Below are 12,773 nucleotides of genomic sequence, written 5' to 3'. Positions count from 1 at the left end.
CCTTGTTCAGGCAGTCGCAGCCAGTGAGGCGGGGAAGTCTGGCCGCTGGTTGAAGGCGTGGTGACCTGCAGGCCCTGCCGCGCCTACACCAACGCCCGCAACTCCCTCAACAACACCGCCAGCATCGACGGATCCAGCCTTGCCAGCGGCTGCAGTTCCCCCAGCAGCTGCTGGCACCGCCCCAGCCGGAACCCGCGCTGGCCAGACCAATGCTCGATCAGCGCCGCCGCGTCGCGCTCCGCGCCGGCGTCCTTGAGCACCGACCGCGCCAGTTCGCGCGCCAGGGACGACAGGTCGCTGCGCATCGCCAGCCGGGCCAGGCCCTGCCAGTGGCTGCGCGCGGGCAGGGCCACGATCTGCTGCGACAACCAGCCCAGCGCCAGCCGCCCGCCTACGCCGAAGTAGACGCCGGCCACGGTGTCCACCGGCAGGCCCAGCTCGCCGGCCACCTCCACGATGTCCAGGCCCGAGAGCTGCGCGTCCAGCCGCGCCACGCGCTGGGCCAGCGCCGGCGGCACCTGGGCCTCCGTGAGCTGGGCCGCCGTGGCCTCCAGGGCCTGGCGTTCGCTGTCCACCAGCCAGCGCTCCAGCCCGGCGCCCACCTCGGCCACGCCGGGGGCGAAGCGGCGGATGGTGGCGTCCATGTCGTGCAGCGCGTCGCGTTCGTGCAGCAGCCACACGGTGCCGCGCTCGATCAATTGCAGCGTGGCCAGCACGATGCCGTTGCGCGTGGCGTGGCTCACCATGTGGCCCAGCGCGTCGTTGGCCTGCCACAGCGGCACCAGGTCGAAGATCTGCCGCGTGCCCAAGTAGGCGCGCACGATGTCCGGGGCCGCGGCGCCGGTCTCCTCGCCCAGGCGGTGCACGAAGGTAGGCCCCACGCGGTTGACCATGCTGTTGACCACGTGGGTGGCGATGATCTCGCGCCGCAGCGGGTGGCGCTGCAGCGCGTCCGGGTAGCGCTCGGCCAGCTGGGCCGGAAAGTAGCGCTGCAGCGTGGTGGCGATGTAGGGGTCCTCGGGCACGTCGGACGCCACCACCTGGTCCGACAGTTCCATCTTGCCGTAGGCCAGCAGCACGGCCTGCTCCGGCGTGGTCAGTCCTGTGCCGGTCTTGGCGCGCTCGGCCAGGGTGTCGTCGTCGGGCAGGAACTCCAGCGCACGGTTCAGCCGCCCGCTGGCCACCAGGTGGCGCAGGTAGCGCTGCTGTTCGTCCAGCAGGTCCACGCCGCGCATCAGCGCCACGCCCAGCACCTGGTTCTGGAAGGTGTTGTCGCGCAGGCACAGCGCGGCCACGTCGTCGGTCATCTGTGCCAGCAGCTTGTCGCGCTGCTTGGGCGTGAGCTCGCCGTCGCGCACCACGGCGTTGAGCAGGATCTTGATGTTGACCTCGTGGTCCGAGCAGTCCACGCCGGCGGAGTTGTCGATGGCGTCGGTGTTCACCAGCCCGCCGGCCAGCGCGAACTCGATGCGCCCGCGCTGCGTGCAGCCCAGGTTGCCGCCTTCGGCCACCACCTTGCAGCGCAGTTCGCGCCCGTTCACGCGGGTGGCGTCGTTGGCGCGGTCGCCGCACTCGGCATGGCTCTCGTCGCTGGCCTTCACGTAGGTGCCGATGCCGCCGTTGTAGAACAGGTCCACCGGCGCCAACAGGATGGCGTGCACCAGCTCGGTGGGCGACATCTGCTTCACGTCGTCGTCGATGCCCAGCGTGGCCCGAGCCTCGGGGGAAAGCGCAATGGTCTTGGCACTGCGCGGCCACACGCCGCCGCCGGCGGAGATCAGGCCCTTGTCGTAGTCGGCCCAGGACGAGCGCGGCAGCGCGAACAGGCGCTCGCGCTCGGCGTAGCTGCTGGCGGCCTGCGGCTGGGGGTCGATGAAGATGTGCCGGTGGTCGAAGGCCGCCACCAGCCGGATATGGCGCGACAGCAGCATGCCGTTGCCGAACACGTCGCCGCTCATGTCGCCCACGCCGACGACGGTGAAGTCCTGCGTCTGCGTGTCGTGCCCCAGGCTGCGGAAGTGGTGCTTCACCGATTCCCAGGCGCCGCGGGCGGTGATGCCCATCTTCTTGTGGTCGTAGCCGGCCGACCCGCCGGAGGCGAAGGCGTCGCCCAGCCAGAAGCCGTACTCCGCCGCCGTGCGGTTGGCGATGTCGGAGAAGGTGGCCGTGCCCTTGTCGGCGGCCACCACCAGGTAGGGGTCGTCGCCGTCGTGGCGCACCACCCGCGGCGGCGGCACCACGGTGTTGCCGTCCAGGTTGTCGGTCACGTCCAGCAGGCCGCGCAGGTAGGCCTGGTAGCAGGCCACGCCTTCGGCCAGCAGCGCTTCACGGTCGCCGCCCGGGGGCGGGTTGCGCACCACGAAGCCGCCCTTGCTGCCCACGGGCACGATGACGGTGTTCTTCACCTGCTGCGCCTTCACCAGGCCCAGCACCTCGGTGCGGAAGTCCTCCAGCCGGTCCGACCAGCGCAGCCCGCCGCGCGCCACGCGGCCGAAGCGCAGGTGCACGCCTTCCACGCGCGGCGAATGCACGAAGATCTCGTAGAGCGGCCGCGGCTCCGGCAGGCCGGGCACCTCGGCCGGGTCGAGCTTGATCGCGATCACCGGCTTGAAGCCGCCGTCCGCGGCCCGCTGGTAGAAGTTGGTGCGCAGCGTGGCCAGCATCAGCGACAGGAACTGGCGCAGGATGCGGTCCTCGTCGAGGTTGGCCACCGTGTCCAGCGCGGCCGTCAGGCGCGACACGATGGCCGCCTGCAGGTCGTCGCGGTCGCCGGCGAGGTCGGGGTCGAAGCGGGCCTGGAACAGTGCCACCAGATCGGCCGCGATGGCCGGGTAGGCGGTCAGCGTCTGCTGGATGTAGGCGCGGCTGAGCGCAAAGCCGCCCTGCTTCATGTAGCGCATGCAGGCGCGCAGCAGCGCCACGCCGCGCCAGTCCAGCCCGGCCAGCAGCACCAGGCGGTTGAAACCGTCGTTCTCGTTGTCGCCGCGCCAGGTGCGGCGCAGGGTTTCCTGGAAGCGCGGACGCAGCGCCTCCACGTCCACGTCGTCTTCCGTGGGCAGGGCGAGGCTGAAGTCGTCGATCCAGAGTTCCGTGCCGTCGTGGCGGTGGATCTCGTAGGGCCGCTCCTCGATCACGCTGACGCCCATGTTCTCCAGCAGCGGCAGGCTCTGAGACAGCGGCGCCAGTTCGCCGCTGCGCAGCAGCTTGAAGCGCAGACGTCCGGGCGGGGCCTCCAGCGGCCGGTACAGGCTCATGGCCAGGCTGCCGGGCGCCTGCAGCGATTCCATCAGCTCGATGTCGTGCACCGCCTGGCGCGGCCCGTGGTCGTGCCGGTAGCCGGGCGAGAAGCCGTGGGCGTAGCGTTCGTGCAGCGCGTTGCCGCGCTCCTCACCGCAGGCCTCGATCAGCGCCACGCGCAGCTCGTCCTCCCAGCGGCGGGTGATGCGCACCAGGCGCTGTTCCAGCGCGTGCACGTCCACGTCGCGCGCCTCGCCGGCGGGCGTGCGCACCACGATCAGCACGCGCGCCAGCGGCGAATCGGAGAACTGCACCGAGAACTCGCTGGATTCGCCGTTCAGCGCCTCGGTCAGCACCGCCTGCATGCGGGCGCGCACGTCGGTGTTGTAGTTCTCGCGCGGCACGTAGACCAGGCACGACGCGAAGCGGCCGTAGACGTCGCGGTGCAGGAACAGCCGCGTGCGCTGGCGTTCGCCCAGGCGCAGGATGCCGGTGGCGATGCGGTGCAGGTCGTCCACGCTGATCTGGAACAACTCGTCGCGCGGGAACTGCTCCAGGATCGTCATCAGCGTCTTGGTGGCATGGCTGCGCGGCACGAAGCCGGCGCGCGCCGTCACCGCCGCCACCTTGCGCCGCAGCAGCGGGATGTCCACCGCCTTGGCGCTGTAGGCCACCGACGTGAACAGGCCCAGGAAGCGGCGCTCGCCCACCACCTGGCCGCTGGCGTCGAAGCGCTTGACGCCCACGTAGTCCAGGTGGCCGGGCCGGTGCACGGTGGACCGGGCATTGGCCTTGGTCAGCAGCAGCACGCGGGCCTGGCGGGCCTGGGCGCGCACTTCCGGCGGCAGCGCGGCGAAGGAGGCCGATGCCGCCTCCGCCCCGGCGCCGGCGCGCAGGATGCCCAGGCCGGAGCCGGGCACCACGCGCAGCACGTCCTCGCCGCCTTCCTCGAAGAGGTCGTAATCGCGCTGACCCAGGAAGGTGAAGTTGTCTTCGGCCAGCCAGTGCAGGAAGGCCAGGTCCTCGGCCAGGTCCTCCGCCGGCACCGGCGGGGGCTGCCGTTCCAGCACGCGCACGGCGTCGATCAACTGCGCGCGCATCGGCTGCCAGTCGTCCACCGCCGCGCGCACGTCGCCCAGGATGCGCAGCAGGCCGTCGTGCAGGGCCTGCAGGCGGGCGGGGTCGGTGCGCCGGTCCACCTCCACGTGGATCAGCGACTCCATGCGGCCTTCGCCGTGGTCGTCGGCCGGCAGCAGGGCCTGCACCTGGTGGGCCGCGTCGCGCTTCATCTTCAGCACCGGGTGCACGATCAGGTGCAGCGTCAGGCCCTGGCGGTTGACCTCCATCGTGATCGAGTCCACCAGGAAGGGCATGTCGTCGTTGACGATCTCGATCACCGTGTGCGTGGACTGCCAGCCGTGTTCGTCCACCCGCGGGTTGAACACGCGCAGCCGCGGCTGCCCGCCGGCGAAGCCGCGCGCGAAGTGCCAGTGCGACAGCGCCGCGCCGTAGAGGTCGTCGGCCGATCGTTCGTCCAGGTCCTCGCTGTCGACGTCGGCGTAGTAGCGCCGCACGAAGGTCTCCAGCAGCGGCTGCTGCGCCGCCGGCAGGCGCTCGCGCAGGCGGGCGACGACGGCGTCGATGCGTTCGCTGCCGTCGCCGCCGTCGAGGGCGGGCGGGGTCGGCTTCGGGGCTGTCTCCACGGGGTTCTCCTGGTTCTTCGGCGTGGCCGGTGCGGTGCGCGCCGGCCGCCGGGTTGCAGGCAGGGTAGCACCGGCGCTGGCGTGCACCAAGATCGGGGGCAGCCAGCAGGGCAAGCCACCGGTCCTCCGACAGAATGCGACGTTTCGCGCCACGCCGGCCCCTGACGGGCCCGTCGTGCCCGGCGCACACCCACACGCTTGCGAGGACCCCGCCCGATGCCCCCAGCACCCACCACCGCCGCCCTCTGGCAGTTCTGGATCGACCGCGGCGGCACCTTCACCGACGTGGTGGGCCGCGCGCCCGACGGCACGCTGAGCACACTGAAGCTGCTGTCGGAAAACCCCGAGCAGTACCCCGACGCCGCCGTCGAAGGCATCCGCCGCCTGCTGGGCCTGCAGCCGGGCGAGGCCATCTCGCCGGCACAGGTCGACTGCGTGAAGATGGGCACCACGGTGGCCACCAACGCGCTGCTGGAGCGCAAGGGCGAGCCCACGCTGCTGGTCACCACGCGCGGCTTCCGCGACGCACTGCGCATCGCCTACCAGGCCCGGCCGAGGCTGTTCGACCGCCACATCGTGCTGCCGGAACTGCTGTACCAGCGCGTGATCGAGGCGCACGAGCGCGTGGGTGCGCACGGCGACGTGCTGCTGCCGCTGGACGAGGACCACCTGCGCGAACGCCTGTGGGCCGCCTTCGACGCCGGCCTGCGCGCCTGCGCCGTGGTCTTCATGCACGGCTACCGCTATACCGCGCACGAGGCGGCGGCGGCGCGCATCGCGCGCGAGGTGGGTTTCACGCAGGTGAGCGCCAGCCACGAGGTGAGCCCGCTGATGAAGCTGGTCTCGCGCGGCGACACCACGGTGGTGGACGCCTACCTCAGCCCCATCCTGCGCCGCTACGTGGACCGCGTGGCTGCGCAGATGCCCGGCGTGCGCCTGTTCTTCATGCAGAGCAGCGGCGGCCTGACCGAGGCGCACCACTTCCAGGGCAAGGACGCCATCCTCTCCGGCCCGGCCGGCGGCATCGTCGGCATGGTGCGCACCGCGGTGGCGGCAGGCCACCCGAAGGTCATCGGCTTCGACATGGGCGGCACCAGCACCGACGTGAGTCACTATGCCGGCGAGTTCGAGCGCGCCTTCGAGACCCAGGTGGCCGGCGTGCGCATGCGCGCGCCGATGATGAGCATCCACACCGTGGCCGCAGGCGGCGGCAGCCTGCTGGCCTTCGACGGCGCACGCCTGCGCGTGGGCCCCGAAAGCGCCGGCGCCAACCCCGGCCCGGCCTGCTACCGCCGCGGCGGCCCGCTGGCCACCACCGACGCCAACGTGCTGCTCGGCCGCATCCAGCCCGACTGGTTCCCGCGCGTGTTCGGCCCCGGCGCCGACGAGCCGCTGGACCGCGACGGCGTGGCCGCGCGCTTCACGGCACTGGCCGCCGAGGTGCAGGCCGCCAGCGGCCGCACGATGACGCCGGAGGCGTTGGCCGAGGGTTTCCTGCAGATCGCCATCCAGAGCATGGCGGGCGCCATCAAGCGCATCTCGGTGGCGCGCGGCTACGACGTCACGCAGTACACGCTGCAGTGCTTCGGCGGTGCCGGCGGCCAGCACGCCTGCGGCGTGGCCGATGCGCTGGGCATGCAGCGCGTCTACGTGCACCCGCTGGCCGGCGTGCTGAGCGCCTACGGCATGGGCCTGGCCGACCAGATCGCGATGCGCGAGGCCAGCGTGGAGCAGCCGCTGGGCGCCGAGGGCCTGGCCGCCGCGCGTGCCGCGCTGGCCACGCTGGGCGATGCGGCCGCGCAGGAACTGCTGGACCAGGGCGTGCCGGCCGCACGTGTGCAGCGGCGCGAGCGCGTGCACCTGCGCTACCACGGCACCGACACGGCGCTGGTGGTCGACGCCGGTAACGACATCACACTGCGCGCCGCGTTCGAAGCCGCCTACCGCCAGCGCTTCGCCTTCCTGATGCCGGACCGGCCGCTGGTGATCGAGGCCGTGTCGGTGGAGGCGGTGGCGCCAGGCGAGGCGCACGACGCCACCTCAGCCGGCAGCGCGCCCGCGGCGCACGTGCCCGAACCGGTCACCCGCGTGCGCATGCACTGCGGCCAGTGGTTCGACGCCGCGCTGCACGTGCGCGAACGGCTGCAGCCCGGCGCCGTCGTCGACGGCCCGGCGGTGATCGCCGAGCAGAACGCCACCACCGTCGTCGAGCCCGGCTGGCAGGCGCGGCTGACGGCCGCCGGCGCGCTGGAATTGCAGCGCACCCAGCCGCGCCCGAAACAGACGGCCATCGGCACCGCCGCCGACCCGGTGATGCTGGAGGTCTTCAACAACCTGTTCATGAACATCGCCGAGCAGATGGGGCTGCGACTGCAGAACACCGCCTACTCGGTCAACATCAAGGAACGGCTGGACTTCAGCTGCGCGCTGTTCAGCGCCGACGGCGAACTGATCGCCAACGCACCGCACATGCCGGTGCACCTGGGCTCGATGAGCGAGAGCATCAAGACCGTGATCGCGCGCAACCCGCAGATGCGGCCGGGCGACGTCTACGTGCTCAACGACCCGTACCACGGTGGCACGCACCTGCCGGATGTCACCGTGGTCACGCCCGTGTACCTCGATGCGACGGATGGCGCGCCGAGCTTCTACGTCGCCAGCCGCGGCCACCACGCCGACATCGGCGGCGCCACACCGGGCTCGATGCCGCCGTTCTCGGCCACGATCGACGAGGAGGGCGTGCTGTTCGACAACTTCCTGCTCGTGCGCGATGGCGTGCTGCAGGAGGCGGCCCTGCGCGCGCAGCTGGCCTCGGGCCGCTACCCGGCGCGCAACCCCGACCAGACCATCGCCGACCTGCGCGCGCAGATCGCCGCCAACGAGAAGGGCGTGCAGGAGCTGCGCGCGATGGTGGCGCAGTTCGGCCGTGCCACCGTGGCGGCCTACATGCAGCACGTGCAGGACAACGCGGAGGAGTCGGTGCGCCGCGTGATCACGGCGCTGAAGGATGGTGCGTACACGCTGGAACTGGACAACGGCGCGCGCATCGCGGTCCAGGTGAAGGTGGATGCCGCCACCCGCGCCGCCACCATCGACTTCAGCGGCACCAGCGCCCAGCTGCCCAACAACTTCAACGCCCCCAAGGCGGTGACGATGGCCGCGGTGCTGTACGTCTTCCGCACCCTGGTGGACGACGACATCCCGCTGAATGCCGGCTGCCTGAAGCCGCTGCACGTGATCGTGCCCGAGGGCTGCATGCTGAACCCCAACCCGCCGGCGGCGGTGGTGGCAGGCAATGTCGAGACCTCGATGTGCGTGACCAACGCGCTCTACGGCGCGCTGGGTGTGATGGCGGCCAGCCAGTGCACGATGAACAACTTCACCTTCGGCGACGTCACGCACCAGTACTACGAGACGATCAGCGGCGGCAGCGGTGCCGGTGTCGTGAAGGACGACGCGGGGCGCGTCGTCGGGGGTTTCGACGGCACGTCGGCGGTGCAGACCCACATGACCAACTCCCGCCTCACCGACCCCGAGGTGCTGGAGTTCCGCTTCCCGGTGCGGCTGGAGAGCTACGCCATCCGTGCCGGATCCGGCGGCGCCGGCCGCTGGCGCGGCGGCGACGGCGGTGTGCGCCGCGTGCGCTTCCTCGCGCCCATGACGGCCAGCATCCTCAGCAATGGCCGGCGCGTGCCGGCCTTCGGCCTGGACGGCGGCGCGCCGGGCGCGCTGGGCATCAACCGTGTCGAGCGTGCCGACGGCACGGTGGAGCCGCTGGACCACATCGGCCAGGTGGACATGGCGCCGGGCGACGTCTTCGTCGTCGAGACCCCCGGTGGGGGCGGTTACGGCGCGACGGGTGGTGCGTAGACTCGCGGGCAGGGGAGGAACCTGGACATGCGGCTGGACGTGGGGCGCCCGTGGGTGGCGCTGGGTGTGGCGATGACCGTGCTGGTGGTGGATGTCCAGTCCGCACCCCTGCCCACCGACCCGCTGCAGCGCGAGTGCTGGCTCGCCAGCACCCGCGAGCGCACCCGTGTGAACTTCCGCGAGCCGACGGGTGTGGATTTCTCCAACCTGGTCCGGCGCCAGCGCGTGCGCAGCCCGTTCCAGGTCGACTTCGCCATCCGCGGCATGGGTGTGGTGCCTGCCGGCAAGCCGCTGGAAGGCGCCGGCCACCACCATATCCTGATCAACACCCCGCTGCCCACCGACATCCGCGCCGGCATCCCCTTCAGCGACACCCACAAGCACTTCGGCAAGGGCCAGACCGGCGTTGCGCTGGACCTGCCGCCCGGCCGCCACCGCCTGCGCCTGCTGTTCGCCGACCACGAGCACCGGCCGTACTTCGTCTTCAGCCCCGAGGTGGAGGTGGAGGTCACCGGCCCGCGCACGGCGCAGCCGCTGCCCATCACGCGCAGCAACTTCCGCGAGTCCTGCGCCGCGTGGTTGGCCGACGAGCTGGTGCGCCCGCGCCCGCCCGGTGAGTACGTCACCGTGCTCAACCTGCGCGACGGCGAGCCGGTGCCCAGCCCCTTCAACCTGCGCTTCGGTGTCGACGGTTTCGGCGTCTGCGCCGCTGGCCAGACGGCCGAGCGCACCGGCCACTTCGTGCTCGAACTGCGGCAGGAAGGCCGCGCCGCACGCCGCCACGTGCTGGACAACGGCGCCACGCAGCTCAACCTCGACCTGCCCGACGGCCGCTATGCGCTGACGCTGCGTTTCGTGGACACCAAGGGCACCGAGCTGCTGCCGGCCTACGAGGCGACGCTGGTGGTGGCCGGCCAGAACGTGCTGTGAGCCTGCCGTGAGCGCCACCCTGCTGGTCACCGGCTTCGAGCCCTTCGGCGGCGACGCCACCAACCCCAGTGGCGACGCGGCGCGGCTGTTGCACGGCCACGTGATGGCCGGCCACGTCGTGCGCGGCGCCGTGCTGCCCTGTGTCTTTGCCGAGGCCCCGCTGCGCCTGCGTGCGCTGGTGGACGCGCACCGGCCCGTGCTGCTGCTGTGCCTGGGGCTGGCGGCGTCGCGCCGTGGCTTCCACCTCGAACGCGTGGCCATCAACCTGATCGACGCGCGCATCGCCGACAACGCCGGTGCCCAGCCGGTGGACGCGCCGGTGGACCCGGCCGGCCCACCGGCGGCCTTCACCACGCTGCCGGTCAAGGCCATGGCCGCGGCGCTGCGGGCCGAGGGCTTCGACGCCGACGTGTCGTACAGCGCCGGCACCTACGTGTGCAACCAGGTCTTCCATGCCGCGATGGCGCTGCCGGTGCCGCGCGCCGGCTTCCTGCACGTGGGTGGCGACCTCGACGCCCACACCATCGCCGCCGGCGTCCGCGTGGCGCTGGCAGCGGCGCTGGCGCACGACACCGATCTGGGCGGCACCGCCGGCCGCATCGACTGAAGCGCCGCTGTAAGTTCGCGGCCGCCGGCCGCGACGCAGGCTCCGAACGTCGCACACGTCGTGCGGCGTCATCCCCTCAAGGAGCTTTCGCATGAACCAGCGTCGCATCGTCCTCACGTCCGCCCTCGCCACCGCCATGGCCCTGGGCCTGGCCGGCCCCGCGGCGGCCCAGGCCAAGGAGAAGTGCTACGGCATCGCCAAGGCGGGCCAGAACGACTGCGCCAACCTGTCGGGCACCCATTCCTGTGCCGGCCAGAGCAAGGTGGACATGGATCCGGGCGAGTGGAAGTACGTGGCCAAGGGCACCTGCAAGGACATGAAGGGCATGACCGCCGACGAGGCCAAGAAGTCGGCCATGATGAAGAAGTGATGACCCGGCCCGCCGTCCCCGAGGGATTCACCGTGCCCGCTGTCACCGGCATCGGTCTGCGCCAGCCGCACTACGCGGCCTTCATGGCGCAGCGCCCGGTCCTGCCGTTCGTGGAGGTGCATTCGGAGAACTTCTTCGGCGACGGCGGGGCCGCGCTGCAGGTGCTGAACGACGTGCGCGAGCAGGTGGACGTCAGCCTGCACGGCGTGGGTCTGGCGCTGGGCTCGGCCGCCGGGCTGGACCCGTGGCACCTGGACCGCCTGGCGCGGCTGGTCGAGCGCATCGACCCGCTGCGCGTGAGCGACCACGCCAGTTTTGCCCGTGGTCTCGGCCACCACGCCAACGATCTGCTGCCCATCGCCTTCACGCCCGCGTCGCTGGATCTCCTGGTGGCCAACGTGCAGCGCGTGCAGGACAGGTTGAAGCGCCCGCTGGGCGTGGAGAACCTGTCGGCCTACCTGCGTTTCGACGACGCGCCCGAGGCCATGCCCGAGCCGCGGTTCTTCGCCGAACTGGCCCGGCGCAGCGGCTGCTGGCTGCTGCTGGACGTGAACAACCTCGTCGTCAACGCGCTCAACGCCGGGCAGGACCCGGTGGCCGCACCGTGTGCATGGATCGACGCGCTCGGCGTTGATGCGCCGGTGGGCGAGATCCACCTGGCCGGCTACGCCGAAACGCCCGACCTGGTCATCGACGACCACGGCAGCCGCGTGAAGCCGCCGGTGTGGGCGGTCTACGCGCATGCCGTGGCGCGCTTCGGCCCGCGGCCGACGCTGGTGGAATGGGACACCGACCTGCCGACGCTGGACGTGCTGCTGCACGAGGCGGCCGAGGCCGACCGGCTGTGCGTGCGATGAACGTGAACAGCGAAGCCGCACGCCAGCAGCGCCTGCTGACGGCGCTGGCGGGGCAGACGGGGGGTGAGGGCGGCGGCTTCGAGATCCGCGGGCTCGCGGCCTACCGGGCCAACGCGGCCGCGGCGGCCGAGCGTGCGCTGGCCGCGGCCTGCCCCACCGTGCAGCAGCTGCTGGGCGAAGAGACCTTTGCCGCGGTGGCGCGGCGGCTGTGGCAGGCCGCACCGCCCACGCGCGGCGACCTGGCGCAGTGGGGCGACGGGCTGCCGGCGTGGCTGGCGCAGGACCCCGCGCTGGCCGACGAACCGTTCCTGGCCGACGTGGCGCGGGTGGACTTGGCCGTGCACCGGGCCGAGATGGCGCCCGACGCCGTGATCGACCCGGCCCGCCTGGCGCGGCTGGGCGACGCCGATGCCGCCCGCCTGCACCTGCAGCTGGCGCCCGGCGCCGCGCTGCTGTTTTCCGACCATCCAGTGGCGACGATCTGGCAGGCCCACCGCAGCACGGCGACCGACCGCTTCGCGCCCGTGCGCGCGGCCATCGCGACAGGGCAGGGCGAGCCCGCCTTCGTCTGGCGCCAGGGCTGGCGGGGGCAGGTCGCCGCGCTGACGCCGGACCAGGCCGTCTTCACGGTCGCCGTGCTGGCGGGCGGCTCGCTGGCCGATGCGCTGGACGCCGCGCCGACGCTGGACTTTGAAACCTGGCTGCTGCAGGCCCTGGGCCGGCAGTGGCTGTCCGATGTGGAGATTCGATGAGCACCGCCATCACGACGACCTGGCACCTGGCGCGCCAGGCCGTGGCCCAGCTGGAGCGCCTGCAACCGTGGGCCCAGCTGGCGGCCCGCGTGTACCTGGCGCAGGTGTTCTTCCTCGCCGGCCTGACCAAGCTGCGCGACTGGGAGAGCACCCTGCTGCTGTTCGAACACGAGTACCAGGTGCCGCTGCTGTCGCCGACGCTCGCGGCGTTCAGCGGCACCGCTGGCGAACTGGTGCTGCCGGTGCTGCTGGTGCTGGGCCTGGCCGGCCGGCTGGCGGCGGCAGGGCTGTTCGTGGTCAACGCCGTGGCCGTGCTGGCGCTGCCGGAGATCGCGCCGGCGGCGCTGCAGCAGCACCAGTTCTGGGGCAGCCTGGCGCTGGCCTTGCTGCTGTGGGGGCCGGGCCGCTGGTCGCTCGATGCCTGGCTCGCGCGTCGGCTATCGTAGA

General features: G+C 72.1%; 8 protein-coding genes. 7 read left to right on the top strand and 1 reads right to left on the bottom strand.

Annotated elements, in window-relative coordinates; translation table 11 throughout:
• Positions 1-83: 83 nt before the first annotated feature.
• Positions 84-4,940: an NAD-glutamate dehydrogenase gene (locus ENE75_RS19120; protein WP_128199924.1), complete on the bottom strand. Its 4,857-nt coding sequence runs from the start codon at positions 4,938-4,940 to the stop codon at positions 84-86.
• A 216-nt stretch (positions 4,941-5,156) separates the two neighbouring features.
• Between ENE75_RS19120 and ENE75_RS19115 the strand changes: the two genes are divergently transcribed.
• The 7 genes from ENE75_RS19115 to ENE75_RS19085 all read left to right on the top strand — a co-directional run bounded on the left by ENE75_RS19115 (position 5,157) and on the right by ENE75_RS19085 (position 12,772).
• Positions 5,157-8,810, top strand: coding sequence for a hydantoinase B/oxoprolinase family protein (locus tag ENE75_RS19115; protein ID WP_128199923.1), 3,654 nt, complete (start codon positions 5,157-5,159; stop codon positions 8,808-8,810).
• A 27-nt stretch (positions 8,811-8,837) separates the two neighbouring features.
• Positions 8,838-9,740, top strand: a complete 903-nt coding sequence (locus tag ENE75_RS19110) for a DUF4399 domain-containing protein (protein ID WP_128199922.1) — start codon at positions 8,838-8,840, stop codon at positions 9,738-9,740.
• A 7-nt stretch (positions 9,741-9,747) separates the two neighbouring features.
• Positions 9,748-10,347, top strand: coding sequence for a pyroglutamyl-peptidase I (locus ENE75_RS19105; protein ID WP_128199921.1), 600 nt, complete (start codon positions 9,748-9,750; stop codon positions 10,345-10,347).
• Positions 10,348-10,438: 91 nt separating this feature from the next.
• Entirely contained in the window at positions 10,439-10,717 is a 279-nt protein-coding gene (locus ENE75_RS19100) for a BufA1 family periplasmic bufferin-type metallophore (protein ID WP_128199920.1), read from the top strand.
• Between the two features lie 32 nt (positions 10,718-10,749).
• Positions 10,750-11,574 carry an MbnB/TglH/ChrH family RiPP precursor modification enzyme gene (locus tag ENE75_RS19095; protein ID WP_310733643.1) on the top strand — a complete coding sequence of 275 codons (825 nt, stop codon included), beginning with the start codon at positions 10,750-10,752 and terminating at the stop codon, positions 11,572-11,574.
• Positions 11,571-12,326 (top strand): HvfC/BufC family peptide modification chaperone, encoded by a 756-nt coding sequence (locus tag ENE75_RS19090; RefSeq protein ID WP_158289015.1) that lies wholly within the window; start codon positions 11,571-11,573, stop codon positions 12,324-12,326. The genes ENE75_RS19095 and ENE75_RS19090 overlap by 4 nt, the downstream gene beginning before the upstream one ends.
• Positions 12,323-12,772 carry a DoxX family protein gene (locus ENE75_RS19085; protein ID WP_128199917.1) on the top strand — a complete coding sequence of 150 codons (450 nt, stop codon included), beginning with the start codon at positions 12,323-12,325 and terminating at the stop codon, positions 12,770-12,772. Before ENE75_RS19090 ends, ENE75_RS19085 begins: the two co-directional genes overlap by 4 nt.
• Position 12,773 lies beyond the last annotated feature (1 nt).

Origin of the sequence: Rubrivivax albus, assembly GCF_004016515.1 — a bacterium.
GTDB lineage: Bacteria > Pseudomonadota > Gammaproteobacteria > Burkholderiales > Burkholderiaceae_C > Rubrivivax > Rubrivivax albus.
This window is presented reverse-complemented; position numbering and strand designations above follow the sequence as displayed.

Excerpts from the sequence above, each read along its gene's own strand:
- ENE75_RS19100 (WP_128199920.1), top strand. The coding sequence starts at position 10,439 with ATGAACCAGCGTCGCATCGTCCTCACGTCCGCCCTCGCCACCGCCATG.
- ENE75_RS19090 (WP_158289015.1), top strand. The coding sequence starts at position 11,571 with ATGAACGTGAACAGCGAAGCCGCACGCCAGCAGCGCCTGCTGACGGCG.
- ENE75_RS19085 (WP_128199917.1), top strand. The coding sequence starts at position 12,323 with ATGAGCACCGCCATCACGACGACCTGGCACCTGGCGCGCCAGGCCGTG.
- ENE75_RS19115 (WP_128199923.1), top strand. The coding sequence starts at position 5,157 with ATGCCCCCAGCACCCACCACCGCCGCCCTCTGGCAGTTCTGGATCGAC.
- ENE75_RS19110 (WP_128199922.1), top strand. The coding sequence starts at position 8,838 with ATGCGGCTGGACGTGGGGCGCCCGTGGGTGGCGCTGGGTGTGGCGATG.